Origin of the sequence: Desulfobacula sp., assembly GCF_014237455.1 — a bacterium.
Taxonomy (GTDB): Bacteria; Desulfobacterota; Desulfobacteria; order Desulfobacterales; family Desulfobacteraceae; genus Desulfobacula.
Window position 1 is genome coordinate 71675 of sequence record NZ_JABZFL010000096.1, and the last position, 24826, is coordinate 96500.

Genomic DNA, 24826 nt, shown 5'->3' on the forward strand with positions numbered 1-24826 from the left:
ATAAACCCAACAGGAGGAGAAGAAACATGAAGAGTAAAAGTTTTTTAACCGCGTTACTGATTCTTGTCGTTATGTTTGCATTTACAGCATCTGTAAATGCAGGAGGAAAAGTCTACAAACTGGGTATGTCCCTGGCAATCACAGGGCCGACATCTGATGCAGGCAATCCTTATGCAAAAGGTACGGAAGATTATTTTAAATTTGTTAACGAGACCAAAATTCTGGGTGATGACACGATTGACTGCACCATCAGGGATGATCAGTACAAAACTGATGTCACTAAAAGAAATTTTGAAGAGTATCTTGACGATGGCATTGTCATGTATCTCAACTATTCAACCGGATCAACCCTGGGCTTGAAAAGAGATTTTGAAGAAGAAGAGATTGCTGTTCTTTCTGCCTCCTATCATGCAGGCAACCTGGATGATTCAAACTATATTTTTCTTCCCATTGCATCCTATTCAGACCAGCTTGTAAATCTTGCTGAATATGTTGCAAAGAATCATAAAGGCGGAAAAGCAAAAGTGGCTCTTTTTGTCCATCCTTCTGCCTTTGGCCGTGGTCCTGTTTCTGACGTAGAAAAAGCCGTTGCAGCAGGCCTGAATATAGAGCTTGTTGAAGTTGTTGAACATGGTAAAGATCTTGATAATACCGCCATGTTAAAACGTCTCATGAGCAAAAATGTTCAGTATGTGATCAGCCAAACTATTCAATCACCCGTTGCAACCATGATTAAGGATTCACAGCGTCTCGGGCTTACTGCATCTTCTTTTGGGGAAGCAGGCAAACTGACTTTCATGGGTGCTCATTACACTGGGGGTAATGATCTTATTGCCCTGGCAGGGAATGCAACTGAGAATTATTTCTGGATAACTGCTTTCAATATTACTTCAGTTCCAGGCGAAGGAACTACAAAACAATTGGCCCTGGCAAAATTATTCGGCCGGGATCAAAAAGCTGCTGATTCTCATAATTATGCAGCTGGCATCATGGTTGCCCAGGTGGCAACAGAAGCCATAAGAAGAGCTAAAGCTGCCGGACTTGAAGTCAACAAAGCAAACCTTTACAAAATGCTCAATGGAATGAATGGTGCCAATGCATACAGTCCCTATACAACAACCGGTCCGGTAACCTATTCTAAAACAGACCGCATGGGTGTTGATATGCTCCAGATTTACAGTGTACAAAATGGTGTATTTAGAGCCGTCGGAGAACCGGTGGAGTCTGAATACATGAAAAAAATCAAATAAATAGTTTGAATTGAGCTAAGAATCAATTGAAATAAGTCCAATAAATTTGATCCAGGACTTAAGCGCAACCTTAACTTACCGGAAACCTGAATTCACAAAAATTCTTGCTTTCCGGTAAGTTTAACTCAAAAACATAAAGAAAGTGCATATGGAAAACAATCTGCTTGAAGTCAATAATATTGAAGTGGTCTATAACGACATTGTTCAAGTACTGCGTGGTGTCAGTCTTAATGTGCCAAAGGGAAGTATTGTCGCATTGCTTGGAACAAACGGTGCCGGTAAAACCACTACTTTAAGAGCCATCAGCGGCCTTTTAAAACCGGAGAATGGTGCTATCAAGGAAGGATTTATAAAATTTAACGGCACAGACACGACCCAGCTTTTAGGGACGGATGTTGTAAAACTGGGTGCTGTCATGGTGCCTGAAGGCAGGCGTGTATTTAAACACCTGACGGTTAACGAAAATATCCTTGTGGGTTCCATTACCCGTAAAGACGGATCAAAAAAAATCCGTGAAGACAACGAACTGATGTACAAACATTTTCCAAGGCTTTCAAATGTCACAAACAGAATGGCTGGATACAGTTCCGGTGGTGAGCAGCAGATGATTGCCATTGCAAGGGCATTGATGGCTGCCCCTGAAATGCTGATGCTGGATGAACCGTCTCTTGGGCTTGCACCCATTCTTGTCAAAGAAATATTTGACAATATTAAAAAAATTAACAAAGAACTTGATACCACCATCCTGGTTGTTGAACAGAATGCCAAGGTGGCGCTAGCCGTGTCTGATTATGCCTATATCATGGAATCGGGGAAAATTGTTCTGGAAGGCCCGTCTGACGAACTTCAGGACAACCCGGATGTAAAAGAATTTTATATGGGGATTACCAAGGGCGGCGGAAGAAAATCATTTAAAGACGTAAAATCTTATAAACGACGCAAACGCTGGATGTAGACTGCAATTTTAGGAGTTCATTATGAAGATACTGGTTGGATATAATGGTGGAGAAGTTGGCAGGCTTTCTTTATCCCTTGCAAGGGATTTTGCAAAGACCCATAATGCTTTTGTTTATATTGTCACTTCAATGGAAGGCGGGGCTTCTGAAAAACAGTCGGATATTATAGCGGCAGAACAAGGTCTTGATTTTGCCGGAAAACTCATGGAAGATTCGGGCATTGAGTATGATGTCCAGCAAAGTGTCAGAGGACTTTCTCCTGCTGAAGATCTGGTTAAGTTTGCAGAAGAAAATGAAATTGACCAAATCTTTCTTGGCCTAAAGAAAAAATCCAAGGCTCAGAAAGCTATCTTAGGTTCCACATCACGATATGTTATCCTTAAAGCCCCCTGCCCTGTTACCACAATAAAATTCGACTTGAACAATATTAAGGCCGAAGGTTTATTAAAAGACCGGCGGGTCCTGGTGGTTGATGATGAGCCTGATATTCTGGAAACCGTTGAAGAACTGTTGGATATGTGTTCTCTTGATACGGCTGCCACTTTTGATGAAGCCAAAAAACTTCTTGAAAACAACCCATATGATATGGCGATCCTGGATATCATGGGTGTCAGCGGATATGATGTCCTTGAACTTGCCCGCAAAAAAGATATTCCTGCACTCATGCTCACAGCCCATGCCCTGACCCCTGAAAATTTAAAGGAATCCATTCAAAAAGGTGCGGATTCCTATATTCCCAAAGATGAACTGGCCAATCTTATCAGCCATGTAGCAGATGTCATTAAGGCTCGGATACAAGGCAAACAGGGTTATGGTGTCTGGTTCTCGATTCTGAAACCCTTCTTTGATAAATCCTTTGGAAAAGGCTGGAGAGACAGGGACAGATCCTTCTGGAATTCCTTTGATGACAAATATGGTAGATGAACGATCGGATGATCTGCTTATAATATTGTTATCTTGTCACTGAATGTTGTCAGGGATTCAAGACCATTATCAGTTACCAGAAATGAGTTTTCTATCCCTACCACCCCAATTCCCGGGAAGACGGCTTTGGGTTCAAGGGCAATCATCATGCCTTTTTCAAGGGAAAGTTTCTGGCCTTTGGCAATAAAAGGAAATTCATCCAGTTCAAGGCCTATACCATGACCTGTAAACCGGATTCGTCTGTTGCCTGCGCCCATGAAATAATCTTTGTATCCCCTATCTTCAGCCATGGACATCATCATATCGTACAGATCTCCGGTAATACTTCCCGGAGTTGCAGTCTTTATTACCATCTCCTGGATTTCCAACATGACGTCATGGGCACTTAAAAGATCATCCGGTAAATCACCAAGAGAGAAAATCCTTGTATGATCACTGATATAGCCATTCAAGGCAAAAACGTAATCAACAAGAATCGGTTCATTTCGTTTGATTGTATTAAATCCCGGCCCCTGGGCAATACTGGGATTGACGCCTTTGCCGCCCGTGGGTGAGGCAAAGCAACTGGGGATAGCAGCTCCCGGCCCTGACATGATATGGCCGTAGAAAAGATCATTGTCCCACATTCGCATCCGGATCAGGCCCTGATGGCCAAGGCTTCTGGCATAGGCTTCAACCAATCCCGCAAACTCGATCTCGGCCATTCCTTCCTTGATTAAATCAGGCACTCTGGCTGCAACTTTATCTGCCATGTGTGAAGCCTCACGCATCAAGTCAATTTCATAATCTGATTTTACAGCCCGTTGCATCCTGATATGAAAAGAAATATCAATAATATTGGAATCGGAAAATATCTTTTGAAATAACAGATACTGATTGCTTGCCAATACATCCAGCTCAAGACCCAGATTTTTTGGAATTGAATATCCGAATGTCGCCATGGTCTCAGGAATTTCTTTGGGACTTACAAGGGAAACAACTTGTTTAAGTTCTGATTCTTCTTTGGCCCGATGGAACTCTTTAAACACCATCAGCAATGGTTCTCCATGATTCGGGATATACAACCATCCCTGCTGCGCCGTCCCTGAATAATAGAACATATCTGCTTTCTGTAAAATCAGGGCCCCGTCAACATGGCACTTCTCAAGTCTTTCCTGAAAGCCGATAATTCTTGATTGCAGTTCCTTTTCAGGTGTGCTTTGGTCATATTGAACCATGTGTTTCACTCTTTTTTAAATAAAATAAAAAAGCTGTGGCAAAGCGGTTGATTTTTTTATTTATGCTTTGCTACAGCTTTAATTTAGGATAACTATCGGTTACTTATTTGTAATCATAAAACCCTTTTCCGGTCTTTCTTCCAAGCCAGCCGGCCTCAACATATTTTCTCAAAAGCGGGCAGGCCCTGTATTTTGAATCTTTGAAACCGTCATACAATGTCTCCATGATAGCAAGACAGGTATCCAGACCAATCAAATCTGCCAAAGCAAGCGGACCCATGGGATGGTTGGCACCCAGCCGCATAACCGTATCAATATCTTCGGGTTTTCCCACGCTCTGGTAGAGGCAGAAAACGGCTTCATTGATCATGGGCATCAATATCCTGTTGGCAATAAACCCGGGGAAATCATTGGCCTCTGCAGGGGTTTTCCCAAAGTCTTCGCAAAGTTTCCACGTAATATCAAATGTTTCACTTGATGTGGCAAGACCCTTAATGACCTCAACCAGTTTCATCACAGGAACCGGATTCATAAAATGCATTCCGATCACCTTATCCGGCCGGGATGTTCTGGCCGCAATTCTTCCAATGGGGATGGAAGATGTATTGGTGGACAAAATCACTTCAGGCGGGCATATTTTATCTAAGTCCTCAAAAATTTTAAATTTTAGATCTTCTCTTTCCACGGCTGCTTCAACGACAAAATCGACAGATTCCATATCTTTTAAATCAGTGGTGGTAGCGATTCTTCCAAGAATTGCAGCTTTATCATCCTCAGATATTTTCTCTTTTTTCACCATCCTGTCAAGATTTTTTGAAATGGTAGCCATACCATTTGCACAAAATTCTTCTTTAATATCGCTCATTACTACTTCAAGGCCGCTTGCGGCCACAACCTGTGCAATACCGTTACCCATCTGACCGGATCCGATAACACCAAATCTCTTTACTTCCATTATTTCTCCTCCTCAGTGGGGTCAGGCTTTCCTTATTGTCGTTATTGAGTTCAATAACGACAATAAGGAAAGCCTGACCCCGTTCTTATCTCATATTACCTGTTGACAACAAGCGCAACAGCTTCTCCGCCACCCAGACAAAGAGAAGCAAGTCCCTTGTTTACATCTCTTTTTTCCATTTCATACAATAACGTGGTCAATACCCTGGCACCGGATGCACCGATGGGATGGCCCAGAGAAACGCTGCCGCCATTGACATTTACTTTTTCAGGATCCAGCTCCAATACCTTGTTAATGCCGGAAGAGCTTCCAGCAAAGGCTTCATTGATTTCAAACAGATCAATATCTGAAATTGAAATCCCCTCTTTTTTCAATACCTTGGGAATGGCATAAATGGGTGCCATCAGGACGTGTTTCATATCAATGCCATAGGAGGCTTGCGAACAAACGGTGGCCATGATGGTACACCCAAGTTCTTTGGCTTTCTTTTCACTCATGACAACCAGGGCTGAAGCACCGTCACTGATAATGGATGCATTCCCGGCAGTTCCCACTCCATCCTTTTTAAAGGCAGGTCTCATCTTTGAAAGAAATTCAAAACTTGTCTCCATAGGACATTCATCTGTATCAAAAATTTTGGAATCACCTTTTCTCTGGGGAATCTTAACCGGTACAATTTCATCTTTAAACCGGCCCTGGGCAATTGCTACATTAGCTTTTATATAGGATTGGGCTGCAAATTTGTCCTGAACTTCCCTTGATACTTCCCATTTTTCAGAACAAAGTTCATTGGACATACCCATGTGAAAATCATTGATCACATCCCAGAGTCCGTCATGGACCATATGGTCTTCGATACGCCCTGGTCCCATGCGGTGGCCCCATCTGGCCTTATCCATATAGTAAGGCGCCATACTCATATTTTCCATACCGCCTGCAACCACCACTTCCGCATCACCGCACTGGATCGCCTGGGCTGCCAGCATGACAGATTTCAATGATGATCCACAGACCTTATTCACAGTAATGGACTCGACGTCCCAGGGGAGACCCGCTTTAACCGCAGCAAGTCTTCCCGGGTTCTGGCCATAACCGCAGGGCAGGACCATACCCATGATACACTCATTGACTTCTTTGTCATCAATACCTGCCCTTGTAATGGCTTCACGTATCACATGTGCTCCAAGATCAGTTGCACCGATTTTACTTAGTGTTCCGCCAAAGCTCCCCAAAGGAGTCCTTGTGGCACTGACGATAACTGCTTTATTCATATGTATAACTCTCCTTAAAATTATTTTTTTACATATTTCTTCTGTATTTTCCGCCCACTTCATACAATGCCTGGGTGATAGTCCCTAAACTGCAAACCTTGGCGGTCTCCATTAATCTTTCAAACATATTTTCATCATTCAGGGCGGTCTGTTTCAATTTTTCAAGTGCTTCCTCTGACTTATCCATATTTCTTTCTTTAAATTTACTCAATCTTTCAAGCTGGGCATCTTTCTGCTCATCTGTGGCTCTTGAAAGCTCTAAATGATTTGCCATTTCAGCATAATCTGCATCAGGATCTTCAAATGTATTGACACCAATAATAGGGTGCTTGCCTGAATGTTTCAGGTATTCATAATACATGGATTCTTCCTGAATCTTGCCCCGCTGGTATCCAGTTTCCATGGCACCCAGCACACCACCTCTTTCCGTAATTTTTTCAAATTCAATGAGTACGGCCTCTTCCACAAGATCTGTGAGTTCATCCACAATAAAACTTCCCTGCAAAGGATTCTCATTCTGGGTCAGCCCCCATTCCCTGTTGACAATCAACTGAATGGCAAGAGCACGTCTCACAGATTCTGCAGACGGCGTGGTAATGGCTTCATCAAATGCATTGGTATGCAAGCTGTTGCAATTATCATAAATGGCGCACAGTCCCTGAAGTGTAGTACGGATATCATTAAACTGGATATCCTGACAGTGCAGAGATCTGCCGGAGGTCTGAATATGGTATTTCAGCTTCTGGGATTTTTCATTTGCCTTGTATTTATATTTCATGGCCACAGCCCAGATCCTTCTGGCCACCCTTCCGATAACCGTATATTCCGGATCCATTCCATTGGAAAAGAAAAAGGAGAGGGAGGGTGCAAAACTGTTAATATCCATACCGCGGGAAAGATAATATTCTACATAGGTAAACCCGTTTGCCAAGGTCAATGCAAGCTGGGTAATGGGATTGGCGCCTGCTTCTGCAATATGATACCCTGAAATGGAAACCGAATAAAAATTTCTCACCTGGTGATCAATAAAGTATTGCTGGATATCCCCCATCATTCTCAAGGCAAATTCAATGGAAAAAATACAGGTATTCTGTCCCTGATCTTCCTTTAAAATATCTGCCTGAACCGTTCCCCTCACATTGGACAGGGCAAACTGCTTGATCTCTGTAAATTCTTCTTCAGAGGGATCATGACCGTTTTCCGCTTTAAACTTGTCCATCTGCTGTGCAATGGCTGTATTGATAAACATGGCCAGCATCATTGGCGCCGGACCGTTGATGGTCATGGAGACCGACGTGTTGGGGGCACACAGGTCAAACCCGCCATACAGCACCTTCACATCATCCAGGGTACAGATACTCACCCCGGATGTTCCGATCTTACCGTATATATCAGGGCGAGTGTCCGGGTCAAATCCATAAAGGGTAGCTGAATCAAAGGCTGTGGACAATCTTTTGGCAGGATAACTGCCAGAAAGCAATTTGAACCGCCGATTGGTATCCTCAGGCCCACCTTCGCCTGCAAACATTCTAGTGGGATCTTCATCTGCCCGTTTTAAAGGAAATACCCCTGCTGCATAGGGAAAGTTCCCGGCAAAATTCTCTTTTCTCATCCACTTATACTGTTCACCCGGATCTTTGAACTGTGGCAGGGATATTTTTGGAATTTTTGAATGGGAGAGTGATTCGCTGTATAAAGGCGCCCTGAATTCCTTGCCACGGACATAATACACCAGTTCATCCTTCTCATATATCTCTTTGCAGGTATTGAATTCATTAATGCTCTTATCGGTCTCCTCTTCTATGAGAGACTGGGCATCTGCAACCGCCCCCTTAAATTTTTCCAGGGCCTCGGGCAATTGGTCAAGGCCCATATCCTCCATAGCCTTTGAAGCCTCAATCAAATGCCACCGTTTGCGTACAGCTTCAGCCTGTTCTTCGGTTGTTTTGTGGTATTGCCTTACCGTATCGGCAATCTCGGCAAGGTATCGTGTTCTCTCTCCCGGGATAATAATAGTTTTTGAAGAAGATTCTTTTCTGCCCGTCCTCGGAATACTGGACTCATACTTAATATTTTTCTTTTCTGCGATGAGATCCAGAAGCTCATGATAAAAGGCGGTTATCCCGTCATCATTAAACTTGGATGCAATCGTTCCATACACCGGCAGATCTTTCGGGTCTATATTCCAGGCCTTCCGATTTCTCTGAACCTGTTTCCGTACATCCCTTAACGCATCTTCACTGCCTTTTTTCTCATACTTGTTTACCACAACAATATCAGCGTAATCCAGCATATCTATCTTTTCCAGCTGGGAGGGGGCACCAAATTCTGCTGTCATGACATAAATGGACATATCCACCAGGTCAACCACCCTTGAATCCCCCTGACCAATACCGGCAGTTTCAACAATAATAATATCATAACCGGCTGCCTTGACCACATTGATTGCATCCAACAAAGCCTCGGGAAGCTCTGTCTGGGATCGTCTGGTTGCTAAAGACCGCATATAGACACGACCTGTTTCTATGGAATTCATCCTGATTCTGTCACCCAGGAGGGCGCCGCCTGTTTTCCTTCTGGACGGATCACAGGAAATAATGGCAATATTGACATCTTTAAGATCGTGCAGAATCCTGATAATCAATTCATCTGTCAAAGACGACTTGCCTGCTCCACCGGTTCCGGTTAACCCGATGACGGGAACATCACTTTTATCTGCAATTTTGGAAATAATTGAAATAATTTTTTCAAATGTATCCCGGTCGTTTGCTTTGGCCTCCTGAACCGCAGAAATAAAATTTGCCGTCACATATTTATTATCGATATTCAGATTCTCATAATCAAGATTCTCATAATCAACCGAAGGAAAATCCATGGTTCGCATCATATCATTGATCATACCCTGAAGCCCAATTTTTGCGCCGTCTTCAGGAGAATAGATCCGGGTCACACCATAGGCATGCAGATCATCCATTTCTGAAGGAATGATAACACCGCCTCCGCCGCCAAAAATTTTAATATGCGAAGCGCCTTTTTCTTTTAAGAGATCCACCATATACTTAAAATATTCGACATGCCCGCCCTGGTAACTGGATACGGCAATGCCCTGTGCATCTTCTTCTATTGCGGCATCCACAACTTCTTTTGCAGACCGGTTATGACCGATATGGATCACTTCCGCACCGGAATCCTGCAAAATTCTTCTCATTATATTTATGGAAGCATCATGACCGTCAAAAAGTGATGTGGCGGTAACGATTTTAACTGAATGCTTGGGTTTGTAACTCTGGGTTTCCATACTTATTCTTTCTCCTTTTAAAAACATTCGGGAGTTTGATAAAACTAAACAAAGTTTATACGCTATATTTTAACTGTCACAAAATTAAAAAAAAATAAATAAAAAAATTTATTTTTATTAAAATATAAGTCCAAGAATAAAATCGGTTTGAATTTTAATATATTCCTCGATGGTAAAATTTCTTTGTAGATGCCAGCGCCGAAAGGCCCACATCTGGCCCAGTACAGATATGTTGTGACCCACAAGATTTAATATTTTTTCATCAAGCTTTGGGAAATTATTTTTCCCGGAGAGAGAAGAAAGCGCATTAATAAAAATGTCTGTTATATTCAACTCATTTACCAGGATTCTTGCTTTCCATTTTTCCGGCAGAAATTGAGTCACCTGGTACATCATGAGAATATGGTCTCCCATCTTATCACAAACATAAAAATAATGACGAATAACCCGGGCAAGTCTCTCTTCTTCTTTATCTGTATCTGATAACGCATTTTCAACAGCATCCCAGACCTCCTCATGAATGGTTTTACACACCAGATAAAGAAGATCCTCTTTAGAACTGACATATTCATATAAAGAACCGATGGAAAAGTTGGCAGCCTTTGCAATCATCCGTGTCGTGGTCTTGTGGTACCCGTGTTCAATGAAAAGCGTAACCGTAGAATCAATGATCTGGCGTCTTCTTTCACGAACCAGTTCAGGATTTTTTATTTGTGTCGGGACTTCTATGTCAGATATTGGAGTTTTGGATTTTTTAATTTTTCTCAAATGACCACTCCCTTCCCTTTAATAATTTTAATCATAATTGTCATTGACAGCACTTGAACGAGCGCTCAGTCAAAACTTTTTGTTGCATTTATTCCAATTCTTGTCAAGAAATTATCTAAAGAGTTCCTTTGAATTTTTATCTTTTATTATTCAAGAATAAAACAAAACCTTTAAAAAACATTTGACAAATTAATCTCTTTAAATATAGTATTTTAAATATAGACTGAGCGCTCGATCAGTTTCTTGAATTATCGAGCAATTTTATGGCTAAAAAAACCATAAGCAAAAATAAAAATAACTCATAATATGAAGGAGGCGCAGGGTGGATTTTGACCTTACCAAAGAGCAGGAAATGATCCGTAAGGAAGTTAGAAAGTTTGCCCAAAAAGAGATTGCCCCCATTGCGGGAGAGCTTGATGAAAAAGAAGAATTTTCAGAAAAGCTGACCCTGCAAATGGGAGAAATCGGTCTTTTCGGCATGTTTGTTTCAGAAAAGTATGAAGGCCAGGAAATGGACTATATTTCCTACATTATCGGCGTTGAAGAAATTGCAAGAATTGACGGTTCCCAGGCTGCCACCATTGCTGCAGCCAATTCGCTGGGCATCGGTCCGATCTACTATTTTGGTACTGAAGAGCAAAAACAAAAATATCTGCCCAAACTTTGCGCAGGGGAAGGCCTGTGGGGATTTGGCTTGACTGAACCCACTGCCGGATCTGATGCCGGCGGCAGCAAAACAACCGCTGTCCTGGATGGAAACGAATGGGTTATCAATGGATCAAAAATATTTATCACCAATGCTGCCTGTGATATGACCATGGGCGTAACGGTCCAGGCAATTACCGGCACAAGGGACAGCGGCAAACCTGAATATTCCTGTATCCTTGTTGAAGCGGGCACACCAGGATTTAAGGCCATCCCCATGCACAAAAAATTGATGTGGCGATCCTCCAACACAGCGGAACTCTATTTTGATGATGTCAGGGTCCCCAAAGAGAATATACTGGGTCAAAAAGGCGACGGGTTCCATCAGATGCTGTCAACCCTTGACGGAGGAAGGCTTTCCATCGGTGCCATGGGCCTTGGCGGTGCCCAGGGGGCCTATGACCTTGCTTTGAAATATGCCAAAGAAAGAAAACAGTTTGGACAGCCCATTTCAAAATTCCAGGCCATTGCCTTTAAACTGGCAGACTGTGCCATGGAAATAGAGTGTGCCAGGAATCTTTTATACAAAGCCTGCTGGCTCAAAAGCAATAAACGTCCCTTTGAAAAGGAAGCTGCCATGGGCAAACTTTATTGTTCTGAAGTCATGTCCAGGGTTGCGGATCATGCTGTCCAGATTCATGGAGGATATGGTTTGATGAAAGAATACAATGTGGAAAGATTTTACAGGGACCAGAAGCTCTTGGAAATCGGTGAAGGGACTTCAGAAGTTCAACGCATTGTGATTTCACGTCATATTGGCTGCTGATATTCCGCCTTTATTTATATTTGGTAATTCATAGGAGAACATTATGAGCACAACCGATCTTCTGTTAGTTGAAGAAAAAAGAAAGGCTGTCATCCTGACCATGAACAGACCCAAAGTGATGAACTGCCTGAATTTTGATCTTTTATATGCCATCAGAGACAAAATTGATGATCTTCAATACAGAAACGATATCCGAACAGTCATTATTACCGGCGCAGGTGAGAAATCATTCTGTGCCGGCGCTGATTTAAAAGAGAGGGTTTCTCTGACCCCGGATGAGGTAAAAAAATTTATTATCACCATCAGAAATCTTTTGACATCTATCCAGAATCTTCCCATACCGGTCATTTCGGCCGTGAATGGGATTGCCCTGGGCGGCGGCACTGAAGTGGCCCTGGCATCGGACATTCGCATTGCCTCTGAAAACGCAAGTATGGGACTGACAGAAGCAAGGCTTGCCATCATCCCGGGAGGCGGCGGTACCCAGCGGCTACCGAGAATCATTGGAGTAGCAAAAGCCAAGGAACTGATCTTTACGGGCAAGCGTGTTAACGCAAAAGAAGCCCTTGATATCGGCCTTGTTAACAGGGTCACAACGCCTGAAACCCTTTTGGATGACTGCATGGAAATGGCAGACATGATTGCCGAAACCGGTCCCATTGCCGTTGAAATGGCCAAATATGCCATTGATAGAGGTATTGAAACCGACCTTGCCACAGGGCTTGCCATTGAATCCAATGCATACAGGGTAACCATACCCACTGAGGACAGAATCGAAGGACTGACCGCTTTTAAAGAAAAGAGAAAACCTCGTTACAAAGGGAGATAAAAAAACCCATGACTGAAAATAAAAAATTTTGGGAAGCCGAAGAAAAAAAACTTGAAGAACGGCGACAGGAAGCCATATGGCCTGGCGGGCAAAAGGCGGTTGACAAGCTTTCCAAAAGAGACAAACGCCCTGTCAGAGAATTGATAACAGACGTGATAGATCCTGACACCCCGTTTTTTGAACTTTCCACACTGGCAGGATTCGGCATGAATTATCCAGGTGTTGATGATGTTCATTGTGCAGGGATTGTCACAGGGATAGGCAAAGTTCACGGGAACTGGACCATGATCATGGGAAGTGACAGCCGGGTTAAAGCAGGCACTTATTTTCCCATTACCTTAAAAAAACATATGAGAGCCCAGGCCATTGCAGAAAAATGTGGTTTGAACTGCATTTATATCGCTGACTCCGGAGGGGTTTTCCTCCCCATGCAGGCAGATGTATTTCCTGATGACCAGCATTTTGGGTCCATCTTTTATAACATGGCCAGAATGTCAGCCATGGGACTTCGTCAGGTCACCTTAAGTACGGGTGGAAATACGGCAGGCGGTGCCTATATTGTATTTATGGCCTGTGAATCCATCATGATTGACAAACAGTCCTTTTCATTTCTCGGCGGTCCTCCCCTTGTAAAAATGGCCACGGGAGAAGAAATTTCTGCAGAGAATCTTGGGGGCGCCAGGGTTCATACTGAGATCTCCGGGGGTGCAGACCATCTATGTGCTGACCAGACCCAGGCCGTTGCAAAAGTAAGAGAGCTGCTCTCCCTGACTGCACCGCAAAAAATCCATCTTCACAGATATGAACCTCAGGAGCCTGAAGTATCTCCTGATACCATCTATGATATATTGCCCACGTCCCCCCACCAGGGAATTAATGGATTAAAATTTATTGAAGCTATTGCAGATGGATCTGAGTTCATTGAAAGCAAGAAAAATTTTGCCCCGGGCCGGGGTTCCAATATTCTGACTGGAAAAATCAGAATATTGGGGCTTCCCATCGGGGTTGTCTGCTCTAATGCAGCAGGAATTATCTTTCATGAAGCTGCCAAAAAAGTAGCGGAGTGGGTGGTTCGATGTTCCTATGAAAAAATCCCTTTACTGTTTATCCAGAGTTCACCCGGATACATGATTGGCTCTGACTCGGAACATGCCGGAATCGGTAAATTTGGTGCGGATATGGTTCGGGCTGTCTCCTGTGCCCAGGTGCCAAGGATTCAGCTGGTTATCGGCCCTGATAACGGGGCGGCCAATTACGGTATGTGCGGAAGAGCTTACAAACCCAACTTTCTGTTTTCAACAATGAGAGCCAGAACCGGGGTTATGAGCGGGAGAAGTGCCGGCGGCGTTCTATTAAGCATTGAGCAGGCAAAACGGAAAGCCAAAGGGACTCCCATGACACCAGAGGAAGTAGGTGAATTTCAACAGAAAATGATTGATAAATATGATGGCGAAGCCCACCCCTTTTTCTGTGCATCACGGCTTTTAAATGATCGTGTGATTAAATTTTGTGAGATCAGGGACTGGCTTGCCATGGCTTTTGAAGTCAGCCTTATCAAACCCATTGATGATCCAACATTTGGAAATTTCAGATTTTAAAAATATAACTTAAGGAGAAAACAAACATGACAGAATATGATTACTGGAAAATCTTTCCAAGGATGCCCAAAAAGGTCACCCTTGGCGATATTACAATCCGTGACGGATTCCAGCATCTTGAAAAATTTATTTCTACGCCTGCTAAAATCACTTATCTTGAAGAATTGATTTTTGCAGGATGCCGCAACATTGAAGTCACCAATCTGGGGAATCCGAGAAGTATGCCCCAGTTCAGTGATGCCGAAGAACTTCTGGCCCATCTCAAAGGCGATAATTTTATCAGCCGGGCGGCCAAAAAAGGCATTAACATGGACGATGTGGTCTTGACCGCCATCACCATTCGCGAACCATCCGTTGACCGGGCCATTGAACTTAAAAAAAGAGGTGTCGGCCCGGACAGGGTATTAATGATGGTCTCCACCGAAGAAGAACACCATTTTGCCAATTCCGGCACCACCCTTCCAAACTATTGGAAAGAGGCTGAAAGATCTATTAAAAAATGCTCCGATGCCGGTATTAAAATGTGCGGTACGGTCAGTACCATCTGGGGAAGCCCCATTGGCGGTGCCACTGAACTAAAGGATGCCGTGGAATTTACCAAACACTGGCTTGATATTGGGGCCAGTGATATTGAGCATGCCGATCATGACGGGTCTGCATCTGCGGCAGACGTCTATCGGTATTTTTCCATGATCCTTGATGATATCCCGGACACAAGCCTTCACATTGCCCATTTTCATGAAACAAAAAGAGTGGCCGCAGCCTCGGTTCTTGCGGCTCTCCAGGCAGGCATCTGCCATTTTGAAGCAACCCTTGGTGGTCTTGGCGGACAGCCGGCCAACTTCCTGGGTGACAGGCCCATTAAAGGCACAGGCGATTATTATTATGATGATGCAAGATATGTGGGATTGGTCTGCCTTGAAGATACGCTTGTACAAATTGATGAAATGGGTATAGAACATGGATATGATGTTGACAGAATCCTGTGGCTGGGTAAACAGATGGAAAAAACTGTTGGCACAAGATTAAGAAGTGAGGCTATGATCAACGGCAGAACCCTTAAGGAAGGGCATATGCAGTATGCCAGACCCGGACTTGCAAAAATTAAAAAAAAACTGGGTGAATCGCCGGATCAAAGTTTTCCCGAATAATGATGACAAGGAGACATTATGGACAAACAAGACAAAATACCTCATATCAATCTAGATTATTTTGAAGATCTTACCGGAAATATAAAAAATGGTGAGAAAGGTGATGTGGATGAAGTGGGAAAACGCATCAAGCAAGTGAGAGAGGAAAGGGGCATTTCCATTGAAAACCTTTCCGATCTGACGGGGTTTGACGTTTCCCGGCTTCAGGACATTGAAAGCGGCAGGGTAAAACCCCAGCTCGGAACCGTGATGAAACTTTCAAAGGCTCTGGATTCTGCTGTGGGCCGCCTGGTATCCGACATGGGAACCAAGCTGTATGCCATTACAAGGAAGGATGAAAGGAAACAGATTTCCCGTTCCACTTCAAAAACCGGCAAGCAGAATGTTTATTCTTACATGAGCCTTGCCCCTGAAGTCCAGGGCCGTCACATGGAAGCTTTGATCGTACAATTGGAAAAAAGCAAAGACAAAGAAATATCCGTCCATAACGGAGAAGAATTTGTTTTTGTTCTTAATGGTGTTGTCAATCTGACCATTGGAAAAGACACCTATGATCTTGAACCGGGTGACAGTGCCTACTACTTGTCCACAACTGCTCATTTTATTACTGCAAAAACTGAAAAAGCCACCATACTTGCTGTTCTGTATGAATAAGGAGATAAAAAATGCCAAAACTTTTGTGGCAGCCGTCTGAGGAGAGAATTAAACGTACCAACATGTATCGTTTCATGAATCTTGTGAATGAAAAATTTAACAAGGATTTTAAAGAATATGCATCTTTGTGGGAATGGTCTGTGGACAACCTTGAGGATTTCTGGGCAACCGCCTGGGATTTTCTTGATATCAAGGCCTCCCAGTCCTATGACAAGGCCATTGATGATCCAACCAAAATGCCCGGGGCAAAATTCTTTGTCAACTCCAAACTTAATTTTGCCGAAAACCTTTTACAATTTAAAAATGACCATCCGGCCTTAATTTTCAGGGGAGAAGATTCAGTTCGAAAAACCCTGACCTACCATCAACTTTATGATGAAGTGGCAAAAACTGCCGCCGCTTTAAAATCACTTGGCATAGAAAAAGGCGACCGGGTAGTTGGCTTTGTCCCCAATATGCCCGAAAGCATCATCGCCATGCTGGCCGCCACAAGTCTTGGCGCCGTCTGGTCTTCCTGCTCACCGGATTTTGGGATCAAAGGGGTCTTAGACAGATTCGGTCAAACCCGACCCAAAGTATTGTTTACGGCTAACGGATATTTTTTTAAAGGCAAGGCCCTGGGCAGCATTGAAAGAATCGCCGGTATTGTCAAAGAGATCCCTTCCATAGAAAAAATTGTTGTGATCCCCTATGTATCTGAGGAACCCGATATCAGCTCCCTGCCAAATGCAGTGCTGTTCAAAGATTTTAAAGATCCTGATGCCACCCAAATTGAATTTGAGCAGATGGATTTTGATGATCCGCTTTATATCATGTATTCTTCAGGGACCACAGGACTTCCAAAATGCATGGTACAGAGTGTGGGCGGCGTTCTTTTACACCAGAAAAAAGAACTGGTACTCCATACGGATCTGAAAGAAGAAGACACCATTTTCTATTTTACCACCTGTGGCTGGATGATGTGGAACTGGCTGACCACGTCCTTAAGTGTGGGGGCAACCCTTGTTCTTTTTGACGGTAATCCGTTCCATCCCGGACCTGATGCGTTATGGAAAATGGCCCAGGATGAAAAAATAACGGTTTTCGGCACCAGCGCAGGATATATTGAAGCTTTGAAAACCGCAGGGGTTAAACCCGGGAAACAATTTGACCTGTCTGCCTTAAAATCAGTTCTTTCAACCGGATCACCCCTGTCGGATGAAAACTTTGAATATATATACAATGAAGTGAAAGAGGACCTCCAGCTGGCTTCCATATCCGGTGGATCAGACCTTAACGGCTGTTTTGCCCTGGGCAATCCCATCGGTCCTGTGTATACCGGAGAACTCCAGTGCCGCGGCCTTGGCATGAAAGTCTATGCCTATGATGGAAGCGGCAACCCTGTAGTGGAAGAACAGGCCGAGCTTGTCTGTACCGCGCCCTTCCCGTCCATGCCCATATTTTTCTGGGGGGACGAAGACGGCTCCAAATACCATTCCGCCTATTTTGACGAATACCCGGGGATCTGGACCCATGGGGATTTTATAATGGTAACCGAACGAGGCGGCGTGATCATGTTCGGCAGATCAGATGCCACACTCAACCCTGGCGGTGTGAGGATCGGTACAGCTGAAATCTACCGCCGCCTTGATGCCATGGAAGAACTTGAAGACTCTGTTATTGTGGGACAATCCTGGAACAATGATGTCAGAGTCATTCTCTTTGTTAAAATGGCCCAGGGGTTTGAACTTAACGACGAGCTTCGAAACAAGATCAAGTCAGACATCAGGGCCAATGCATCACCAAGGCATGTCCCGGCTAAAATCATTGAATGCCCGGATGTTCCCTACACACTTAACATGAAAAAAGTGGAGCTGGCCGTTAAAAAAATGATCGAAGGAAAAGAGGTGAAAAACAAGGATGCATTAAAGAATCCTGAAGCCCTTAATTTTTTTGGCAGTCTTGAAGAACTCAAATCATAACTTCCCCAGACAAAAGCCCCCTTTGGATTTGTCTTGACCTCATCCAAAGGGCGTCAACAAGGTCAAGCTTGACTTATTACTCAATCAATAAGCCAGGCCTGACCCCACTTTAGCCACCTAAAATATTAAAGTATTTATTATGGAATCAGAAATAAAAGACCACTATAATTCAGACCATCTCACTCAAGACATCAAAACAGCATTAATCAACGCCGGTTTTAACCTTTCAGCTCTTGAATTAAAAAACCTTTCCCCCATTGATCAGCTTCATACCGGCGGAGCCCCGGCCAGTATTAACCTATTCAAAAAAACAAACTTCTCTCCCGACGCATTGGTCCTTGATGTCGGCTGTGGTCTTGGAGGATCTTCAAGACTCCTTGCCAAACAATTTAACTGCAAGGTTATCGGCGTTGACCTGGCAGACAAATTTATCGAAGCTGCAACCTTTTTGACCCAGTGTACCAAACTTGAAAACAACGTTTCTTTCCAACAGGGTTCCGTTCTTGATCTGCCCTTTGAAAACAATACGTTTGATGCCATTATATGTCAGCACCTTTTAATGAATATTGAAAACAAATCAAAGGGTATCAAAGAGATTTTCAGAGTCCTGAAACAGAATGGAAAGCTGATTTTACATGAGATCACAAAGGGTGAAAATGACACGCTTCTCCTTCCTGTTCCATGGGCAGACAAGACTTCCATCTCATTTCTTGAACCCTGGGATATCCTATCCACCATCCTTGAAAAACAAGGCTTTGAAACCCAATCCTATTCAGATGGAACCCACACGGCATGTTCATGGTGGGAAAAGGTCAACCTTGTATCTCAAACAAGAAGCCCCCGACCCAATTCCTTAGGCCCTGGCCTTGTTTTTGGCGACATTGCAAAATTTTTCGGCAAAAACATGTATGCAAACTTTAAAAATAATTCAATTTGTCTTGTTGAAGCTATCCTAAAAAAAAGCTATGCTACATAAATCTTATTTTTTATCATTCAACAACTTAAAGAAAAAGGATACAAAAATGAAATGTTTTAAGATGGGTATTGTGATTTCTTTTGGACTTTTTTTTCTGGCAGGTTGCCATACAGTAGGGGTTGGTGTCCAGATACCGGGAACCCCACATCATCAAACAAAATACCATAAGCCGGGACCTCCTCCCCATGCTCCGGCCCATGGATACCGTCATAAACACCGTCACGGCCACGACCTTGAATATCGATCGGGACTGGGGGCTTATGTTGTTGTAAATATACCGGAAACCTACTTTGGCAACAACCTGTATATCAGGATGTCAACCGATGGGAGATGGATGGTATCCGCAAGGCTTGAACACGGATGGCGTGTTGCTGTCGGCAATGAAGTGCCGTATAAATTAAAGAAACATAAAAAATATAAAAAGAAACATAAAACAAAATACCATAAGCCGGGACCTCCTCCCCATGCTCCGGCCCATGGATACCGTCATAAACACCGTCACGGCCACGACCTTGAATATCGATCGGGACTGGGGGCTTACGTTGTTGTAAATATACCGGAAACCTACTTTGGCAACAACCTGTATATCAGGATGTCAACCGATGGGAGATGGATGGTATCCGCAAGGCTTGAAAAAGGGTGGCGTGTTGCTGTCGGCAATGAAGTGCCGTATAAATTAAGGGAACATAAAAAATATAAAAAGAAATCCAAGAAAAGGAAAAAGACATAATAAACATGATGACTAACTGCTTTCCATTATAAGGAGGATATATGATTTCACAAAAGCTGCAGGATGCGATCAATCACCAGATAAACCGTGAATTATATTCAGAATATTATTACCTTTCCATGGCATCATATTTCAATTCAGCAGGCTTAAGTGGTTTTGAAAACTTCTTTCTTATCCAGGTGGAAGAAGAAAGATTCCATGCCATGAAAATGTATCGGTTTTTAAACGAAAGGGGTGGAAGGGTTTATCTTCAGGCAATTGAAGCGCCTAAAACAGAATTTAAATCCGCCCTGGAAGTCTTTGAACTGGCCTATGAACATGAAAAATTGGTTTCAAAACTTATCAATGACTTAATGGATCTTGCGATCAAAGAAAATGATCATGCTGCCACAAACCATCTAAACTGGTTTGTGGAAGAACAGGTGGAAGAGGAGGCATCCATGGATACCATTGTGAACAAATTAAAACTGATTGGTGGTGAAGGCCATGGCCTTCTCATGCTGGATAATGAACTTGCCCAGCGGACATTTACTCCGCCCTCAAAATAAAACACTTCTATTTCCCCGAACTAAGCCCGGGACTGATATCCATAAAACGGTATCCGTCCGGGGCTTTTTAACTTCGACTTAATATTCTCTACATTTTATAAAATATTGTGTATACTCAAGAATTATTAACTCATATAGAGTCAATTTCTTAAGCTTAATTTTAGAGACCGTAAAATGGATACGTTTGGATTTACAAAAAAAAAGCTGCTATCACTTTGCCTCGAAAACCAAAACAAGCATATTATCAACTGGTTATCCGGCTTTTATCAAAAGTTAATCACCAATCGTATCAACCGGGCCTCTTTAGATCTCTTTACACACCAGTATAACGAAATCCTTAACTGGACAGGAATGAATCCTTTTGTTAAACCGGATTCCAACACTATAAGAGTGTGGATTGAAACGATTTCCGACAGAATTCACTATCACCGGTCTGCCACAGTCGTCATAGTCCGTGACCATGATTTATTTGAAAAAGTTCAAACAAATGATTTGCCCCTTTCTTATAATCAAACTGATTTTCATTGTCACGTGGCCTTGGATGGTTTAAGAAGCCTTTTCAATGTAGGTTCTATTTTCAGGACCTGTGAAGCGGCCGGGTTTAAATCCGTTATTCTCGGGAACACTTTAGGGAAAGAACATCCGGGTGTCCAAAAAACTGCCATGGGCGCTCATAAATGGATTGAACAGGAAAAATCAACCGACCTTGCCCAAACCCTGCTTACAAAAAAGAAAAAAGGATTCCAGATCATTGGGGTTGAGACCATTGAAGGTGCCCGTCCTTTTTATGACATTGCATGGAAGAAGAAAACCATTATTGTATTCGGAAATGAAGAATATGGGATCTCATCACATGTCATGGAAACATGTGACGACTTTACTCATATTCCAATGTTTGGCAGAAAAAATTCCATTAATGTTGCCAACGCAGCCTCTGTTATCTGCTTTCAGGTTGCAAGATCATTGTGTGTTAAGTAACTTTGTATTTCAAGAACAAGACCGCCTGTTTCGATTGTATCCCCGGGATATATTTTTTTTCGTTTTCGTGTTTCAATGCTCCCGTTGACTTTCACAAAACCATCCACAATCATAAATTTTGCTTCCCCGCCGCTTGAAGCAAGATTTTCAAATTTTAAAATTTTATAAAGTTCAACAGGTACCTTTTTTATCTTAACAATTCTTTTTTCCATTTTCCATCTATTAACAGATATGATCTGATCCCTCAACAAAGGATCTTGCATTACAGGCAAAATATTTATAATAAATAAAAAACAATGCAAGGATTGAATAAATGAAACTTTTAAAAATCATCATTTTTTACCTTTTTTTCTCTTTTCTTATTTTCCACTTAACAGGGACAACAGGGCTTGCTTCTAATTTTAACAGACAGTACACGATTTCAGGCAAGACCATGGGTACGCTTTACACCATAAAATTCATCTCACGAAAAAAAGAACCCTTGTCATTGTGGAAGCTCAAGGTGGATACCCGCCTGAAGGAAGTGAACAAAAAACTGTCCATGTACGATCCTAAAAGTGAACTTTCTCTTTTTAACCATCAAAAAATTTCAGACCCTGTCCATATCTCTTCTGATTTTTATACCATCCTGTTAACAGCTGAAAAATTATACCGCTTAACTGACGGTTCCTGGGATGGAACAGTGAAACCCCTGGTTGACCTCTGGGGATTCGGGACAAAAAAAAGAATAACTCAAATTCCTGAAGCCGATAAAATAACCCTGGCATTATCAAAGACCGGCTTTGATCACATTCATATCAAAAAACCAAAGATGATTTATAAAACCTCAGACGTAACCCTTGACCTTGGCTCCATTGCAAAAGGATACGGGGTGGACGCCATTGCAGCTCTTTTTACCTCATCCGGCATCCATGATATTCTTGTGGAAATAGGCGGAGAGCTTTATGCTTCAGGCAAAAACAAAAAAGGGGAATACTGGTCAGTGGGCATCAGCAGGCCTGATAAACAATTTGCAAGCCAGGGCTTATATAAAATTGTCCGCTTAAATAACCAGGCCCTTGCCACCAGTGGGAATTACAGGAATTTTTTTGAAATAAACGGGAAAACCTTCTCCCATATCATTGATCCCAAAACAGGGTTTCCGGTTGACAACCAGATCATCAGTGCATCTGTCATTTCAAAAGACTGTACTTTTGCCGACGGTCTTGCCACAGCCCTGATGGTCATGGATGTACAAGAGGCAATCAAACTTGTGAACAGCCTCGAGCGAACAGAATGCCTGATCATCCAAAAAAAAGAGCAGAAACTTGTCAGCCACATGTCTGAAAAATTTGATGCTTTTGTTGTAAAATAACTGCTTATTCTCTGTATCGTTTACCCTGAAAAGAGTCTCTGTTTTCAAGAGTATGCTGGATATAATTAAAAGTTTCCCTGTACCGGTCTGCCCACAGGGGCGCTCTTAATTCATCAGAATGCGGGTCTCCTGTAATTCTCTGGATAATCATCTCTTTTGGCAGAACTTCCAGAAAATCACAAACCATGTCCACATATTCTTCCTGTTCCATGGGGATATAATCATTGTTTTTCCACATTTTATCGAGAATCGTCCCCTTGATGACATAAAGAAGATGAATTTTCACCCCGTTAATACCACTGCCAGCCAATATTTTTGCAGTTTCAAGCATCATGTTTTTATCTTCCCCGGGAAGCCCGAGAATAACATGGGCACAAATATTTATCCCCCGGCCCCGGGTTAACCGGACAGCGCTGGAAAAATCTTTAAACGTATGCCCCCTGTTAATTGTCTTAAGCGTTGCATCATGAACCGATTGAAGCCCATACTCAAGCCAGACCAGGTATTTTTTTGTATAGGACTCTATGAGATCAAGCTTTTGGGCATCAATGCAGTCGGGCCGTGTTCCAATGGCCATTCCCACCATACCCTCGCAGGAAAGTGCTTCATCAAACATCAGCTTCATGTGTTCGCAGGTGGTGTAGGTATTTGAATAGGATTGAAAATAGGCCAGAAATTTTTTGGCCTTATATTTTTTTATCATTCCGATTTTACCGGTTTTAATTTGCTCTTTTATGGAAAGCCCTTTTACAAACATACCGGAACCCGACCCTTTTGAATTGCAGTAAATGCACCCTTTCTTTGAAAGCAACCCATCCCTGTTGGGGCATGACAGTCCTGCATCAATTGAAATCTTCTGTACCCTCTGGCCATACAATTGTCTTAAATAGGTATTATAGTCTGAATATCTCTTTTTTTTTTCCATTTATATGCTGTCCAGATCATCCAGCGGACTTCCCAGTGTTTCAAAATTTGTACTCATCACATGCGTATAAATCATGGTTGTCCGTACGTCTGCATGCCCTAAGAGTTCCTGCACACGCCGAATATCCTTACCGGCTTCCAGCATATGCGTTGCAAATGAATGACGCAGGGTATGCGGACTCACCCGCTTATGAATGCCTGCCTTTTTAGCCGCATTTGCCACTGCTTTCTGTAACCCGGTTTCATGGGCATGGTGGCGGCGCACTTTTTGGGTTCTCGGATCTTTCGACCGATTCTTTGCCGGGAACACCCATTGCCATACCCACGATTTCCCCGCCCCGGGATATTTCTTTACCAGTGCATGCGGCAGATATACATCTGCCCGCCCCTCAGCCAATTCCTGCTCAAAAAGCTTTCGAACTCCCTTTAGATGAAACCGCAAGTCTTGCTGCAGGGTCTTTGGCAAAACCGTTGCCCTGTCTTTTCCACCTTTGCCGTCCCGTACAATAATCTGATGATTTTCAAAATCCACATCCTTGACCCGAAGCCGGATACATTCCATCAACCGCAGACCTGCACCGTACAAGAGCTTTGCCATCAGTTCATTTGTCCCGCTGATATGGTGAAACAATTGACTGACTTCTGACGGGCTCAATACGGTCGGAAGTCTTTTCTGCTTTTTTGAACGGACAGCATCAATATCATCATTCAGCGGCATGTCCAACACATATTTATACAGAAAAAGAATCGCATTCAGCGCCTGATTCTGTGTTGACACTGCCACATTCCTGTTAAGCGCCAGATGACTTAAAAATCGTTCAACCTCCGGTTTTCCCATTTCCTGCGGGTGCCGGGTCCCATTAAAGCGGATATAATCCAATATCCATTTTATATAGGTTTGTTCTGTCCGGATGGCGTAATGATGATACCGCATTACCTCCCGTACCTGATCCAAAAGCTTACCCGGTTTTGGACGGAACCTTTCCTTTACATGTTCTCTCTTATATGCCATA

Annotated in this window: 22 protein-coding genes; 14 read left to right on the forward strand and 8 right to left on the reverse strand. The window is 43.0% G+C overall.

Features of this window, described 5'->3' with window-relative positions:
- The first annotated feature begins 26 nt into the window (after positions 1 to 26).
- The 3 genes from HGJ91_RS14010 (at position 27) to HGJ91_RS14020 (ending at position 3130) form a co-directional block, all read left to right on the forward strand.
- Positions 27 to 1250: an ABC transporter substrate-binding protein gene (locus HGJ91_RS14010; protein WP_291348437.1), complete on the forward strand. Its 1224-nt coding sequence runs from the start codon at positions 27 to 29 to the stop codon at positions 1248 to 1250.
- Between the two features lie 148 nt (positions 1251 to 1398).
- Entirely contained in the window at positions 1399 to 2205 is an 807-nt protein-coding gene (locus HGJ91_RS14015) for an ABC transporter ATP-binding protein (protein ID WP_291348438.1), read from the forward strand.
- Between the two features lie 22 nt (positions 2206 to 2227).
- Entirely contained in the window at positions 2228 to 3130 is a 903-nt protein-coding gene (locus HGJ91_RS14020; RefSeq protein ID WP_291348439.1) for a universal stress protein, read from the forward strand.
- 17 nt (positions 3131 to 3147) lie between these two features.
- Here the strand turns inward: HGJ91_RS14020 and HGJ91_RS14025 are convergent, their stop codons facing one another.
- From HGJ91_RS14025 to HGJ91_RS14045, 5 genes are all read right to left on the reverse strand, one after another.
- Positions 3148 to 4347 carry a Xaa-Pro peptidase family protein gene (locus HGJ91_RS14025; protein ID WP_291348440.1) on the reverse strand — a complete coding sequence of 400 codons (1200 nt, stop codon included), beginning with the start codon at positions 4345 to 4347 and terminating at the stop codon, positions 3148 to 3150.
- Positions 4348 to 4450: 103 nt separating this feature from the next.
- On the reverse strand, positions 4451 to 5302 hold the full coding sequence (locus HGJ91_RS14030; RefSeq protein ID WP_291348441.1) for a 3-hydroxybutyryl-CoA dehydrogenase: 852 nt from the start codon (positions 5300 to 5302) through the stop codon (positions 4451 to 4453).
- Between the two features lie 95 nt (positions 5303 to 5397).
- On the reverse strand, positions 5398 to 6573 hold the full coding sequence (locus HGJ91_RS14035) for an acetyl-CoA C-acetyltransferase (protein WP_291348442.1): 1176 nt from the start codon (positions 6571 to 6573) through the stop codon (positions 5398 to 5400).
- A 28-nt stretch (positions 6574 to 6601) separates the two neighbouring features.
- Positions 6602 to 9871: a fused isobutyryl-CoA mutase/GTPase IcmF gene (gene icmF, locus HGJ91_RS14040; protein ID WP_291348443.1), complete on the reverse strand. Its 3270-nt coding sequence runs from the start codon at positions 9869 to 9871 to the stop codon at positions 6602 to 6604.
- Between the two features lie 117 nt (positions 9872 to 9988).
- The gene (locus HGJ91_RS14045) at positions 9989 to 10639 is read right to left on the reverse strand and encodes a TetR/AcrR family transcriptional regulator (protein WP_291348444.1); all 651 of its coding nucleotides are present in this window, start codon (positions 10637 to 10639) and stop codon (positions 9989 to 9991) included.
- A gap of 322 nt (positions 10640 to 10961) precedes the next feature.
- Between HGJ91_RS14045 and HGJ91_RS14050 the strand changes: the two genes are divergently transcribed.
- The 10 genes from HGJ91_RS14050 (at position 10962) to HGJ91_RS14095 (ending at position 21535) form a co-directional block, all read left to right on the forward strand.
- A complete protein-coding gene (locus HGJ91_RS14050) occupies positions 10962 to 12110 on the forward strand; it encodes an acyl-CoA dehydrogenase family protein (RefSeq protein ID WP_291348445.1) in 1149 nt (382 codons plus the stop codon).
- A 43-nt stretch (positions 12111 to 12153) separates the two neighbouring features.
- Positions 12154 to 12939 (forward strand): enoyl-CoA hydratase-related protein, encoded by a 786-nt coding sequence (locus HGJ91_RS14055; RefSeq protein ID WP_291348446.1) that lies wholly within the window; start codon positions 12154 to 12156, stop codon positions 12937 to 12939.
- Between the two features lie 8 nt (positions 12940 to 12947).
- Complete coding sequence (locus tag HGJ91_RS14060) at positions 12948 to 14537, forward strand: acyl-CoA carboxylase subunit beta (RefSeq protein ID WP_291348447.1); 1590 nt, start codon at positions 12948 to 12950, stop codon at positions 14535 to 14537.
- 26 nt (positions 14538 to 14563) lie between these two features.
- Positions 14564 to 15688: a pyruvate carboxyltransferase gene (locus HGJ91_RS14065; RefSeq protein WP_291348448.1), complete on the forward strand. Its 1125-nt coding sequence runs from the start codon at positions 14564 to 14566 to the stop codon at positions 15686 to 15688.
- An 18-nt stretch (positions 15689 to 15706) separates the two neighbouring features.
- Positions 15707 to 16342: an XRE family transcriptional regulator gene (locus HGJ91_RS14070; RefSeq protein WP_291348449.1), complete on the forward strand. Its 636-nt coding sequence runs from the start codon at positions 15707 to 15709 to the stop codon at positions 16340 to 16342.
- 11 nt (positions 16343 to 16353) lie between these two features.
- The gene (locus HGJ91_RS14075; protein ID WP_291348450.1) at positions 16354 to 18303 is read left to right on the forward strand and encodes an acetoacetate--CoA ligase; all 1950 of its coding nucleotides are present in this window, start codon (positions 16354 to 16356) and stop codon (positions 18301 to 18303) included.
- A gap of 139 nt (positions 18304 to 18442) precedes the next feature.
- The gene (locus HGJ91_RS14080; RefSeq protein WP_291348451.1) at positions 18443 to 19279 is read left to right on the forward strand and encodes a class I SAM-dependent methyltransferase; all 837 of its coding nucleotides are present in this window, start codon (positions 18443 to 18445) and stop codon (positions 19277 to 19279) included.
- 46 nt (positions 19280 to 19325) lie between these two features.
- Complete coding sequence (locus tag HGJ91_RS14085) at positions 19326 to 20009, forward strand: hypothetical protein (RefSeq protein WP_291348452.1); 684 nt, start codon at positions 19326 to 19328, stop codon at positions 20007 to 20009.
- Positions 20010 to 20050: 41 nt separating this feature from the next.
- Positions 20051 to 20557, forward strand: a complete 507-nt coding sequence (locus HGJ91_RS14090) for a ferritin (RefSeq protein ID WP_291348453.1) — start codon at positions 20051 to 20053, stop codon at positions 20555 to 20557.
- A gap of 174 nt (positions 20558 to 20731) precedes the next feature.
- Complete coding sequence (locus tag HGJ91_RS14095; RefSeq protein ID WP_291348454.1) at positions 20732 to 21535, forward strand: RNA methyltransferase; 804 nt, start codon at positions 20732 to 20734, stop codon at positions 21533 to 21535.
- Here HGJ91_RS14095 and HGJ91_RS14100 read toward each other — a convergent pair.
- The gene (locus HGJ91_RS14100) at positions 21505 to 21747 is read right to left on the reverse strand and encodes an RNA-binding S4 domain-containing protein (protein ID WP_291348455.1); all 243 of its coding nucleotides are present in this window, start codon (positions 21745 to 21747) and stop codon (positions 21505 to 21507) included. The two genes, HGJ91_RS14095 and HGJ91_RS14100, sit on opposite strands and share 31 nt — an antisense overlap.
- Positions 21748 to 21848: 101 nt before the next feature.
- On the opposite strand from HGJ91_RS14100, the gene HGJ91_RS14105 reads away from it, so the two are divergent.
- Entirely contained in the window at positions 21849 to 22889 is a 1041-nt protein-coding gene (locus tag HGJ91_RS14105) for an FAD:protein FMN transferase (protein WP_291348456.1), read from the forward strand.
- 4 nt (positions 22890 to 22893) lie between these two features.
- Here HGJ91_RS14105 and HGJ91_RS14110 read toward each other — a convergent pair whose 3' ends face one another.
- Positions 22894 to 23814 carry a TIGR01212 family radical SAM protein gene (locus HGJ91_RS14110; RefSeq protein WP_291348457.1) on the reverse strand — a complete coding sequence of 307 codons (921 nt, stop codon included), beginning with the start codon at positions 23812 to 23814 and terminating at the stop codon, positions 22894 to 22896.
- Positions 23815 to 24825 (reverse strand): integron integrase, encoded by a 1011-nt coding sequence (locus HGJ91_RS14115; RefSeq protein WP_291348458.1) that lies wholly within the window; start codon positions 24823 to 24825, stop codon positions 23815 to 23817.
- Position 24826 lies beyond the last annotated feature (1 nt).

Bases quoted from the DNA above. Each gene is read 5' to 3' on its own strand.
- HGJ91_RS14020 (WP_291348439.1), top strand. From the start codon at position 2,228: ATGAAGATACTGGTTGGATATAATGGTGGAGAAGTTGGCAGGCTTTCT.
- HGJ91_RS14035 (WP_291348442.1), bottom strand. From the start codon at position 6,573: ATGAATAAAGCAGTTATCGTCAGTGCCACAAGGACTCCTTTGGGGAGC.
- HGJ91_RS14015 (WP_291348438.1), top strand. From the start codon at position 1,399: ATGGAAAACAATCTGCTTGAAGTCAATAATATTGAAGTGGTCTATAAC.
- HGJ91_RS14010 (WP_291348437.1), top strand. From the start codon at position 27: ATGAAGAGTAAAAGTTTTTTAACCGCGTTACTGATTCTTGTCGTTATG.
- HGJ91_RS14115 (WP_291348458.1), bottom strand. From the start codon at position 24,825: ATGGCATATAAGAGAGAACATGTAAAGGAAAGGTTCCGTCCAAAACCG.
- HGJ91_RS14070 (WP_291348449.1), top strand. From the start codon at position 15,707: ATGGACAAACAAGACAAAATACCTCATATCAATCTAGATTATTTTGAA.
- HGJ91_RS14075 (WP_291348450.1), top strand. From the start codon at position 16,354: ATGCCAAAACTTTTGTGGCAGCCGTCTGAGGAGAGAATTAAACGTACC.
- HGJ91_RS14025 (WP_291348440.1), bottom strand. From the start codon at position 4,347: ATGGTTCAATATGACCAAAGCACACCTGAAAAGGAACTGCAATCAAGA.
- HGJ91_RS14030 (WP_291348441.1), bottom strand. From the start codon at position 5,302: ATGGAAGTAAAGAGATTTGGTGTTATCGGATCCGGTCAGATGGGTAAC.
- HGJ91_RS14060 (WP_291348447.1), top strand. From the start codon at position 12,948: ATGACTGAAAATAAAAAATTTTGGGAAGCCGAAGAAAAAAAACTTGAA.
- HGJ91_RS14065 (WP_291348448.1), top strand. From the start codon at position 14,564: ATGACAGAATATGATTACTGGAAAATCTTTCCAAGGATGCCCAAAAAG.
- HGJ91_RS14080 (WP_291348451.1), top strand. From the start codon at position 18,443: ATGGAATCAGAAATAAAAGACCACTATAATTCAGACCATCTCACTCAA.
- icmF (WP_291348443.1), bottom strand. From the start codon at position 9,871: ATGGAAACCCAGAGTTACAAACCCAAGCATTCAGTTAAAATCGTTACC.
- HGJ91_RS14055 (WP_291348446.1), top strand. From the start codon at position 12,154: ATGAGCACAACCGATCTTCTGTTAGTTGAAGAAAAAAGAAAGGCTGTC.
- HGJ91_RS14105 (WP_291348456.1), top strand. From the start codon at position 21,849: ATGAAACTTTTAAAAATCATCATTTTTTACCTTTTTTTCTCTTTTCTT.
- HGJ91_RS14100 (WP_291348455.1), bottom strand. From the start codon at position 21,747: ATGGAAAAAAGAATTGTTAAGATAAAAAAGGTACCTGTTGAACTTTAT.
- HGJ91_RS14090 (WP_291348453.1), top strand. From the start codon at position 20,051: ATGATTTCACAAAAGCTGCAGGATGCGATCAATCACCAGATAAACCGT.
- HGJ91_RS14110 (WP_291348457.1), bottom strand. From the start codon at position 23,814: ATGGAAAAAAAAAAGAGATATTCAGACTATAATACCTATTTAAGACAA.
- HGJ91_RS14085 (WP_291348452.1), top strand. From the start codon at position 19,326: ATGAAATGTTTTAAGATGGGTATTGTGATTTCTTTTGGACTTTTTTTT.
- HGJ91_RS14095 (WP_291348454.1), top strand. From the start codon at position 20,732: ATGGATACGTTTGGATTTACAAAAAAAAAGCTGCTATCACTTTGCCTC.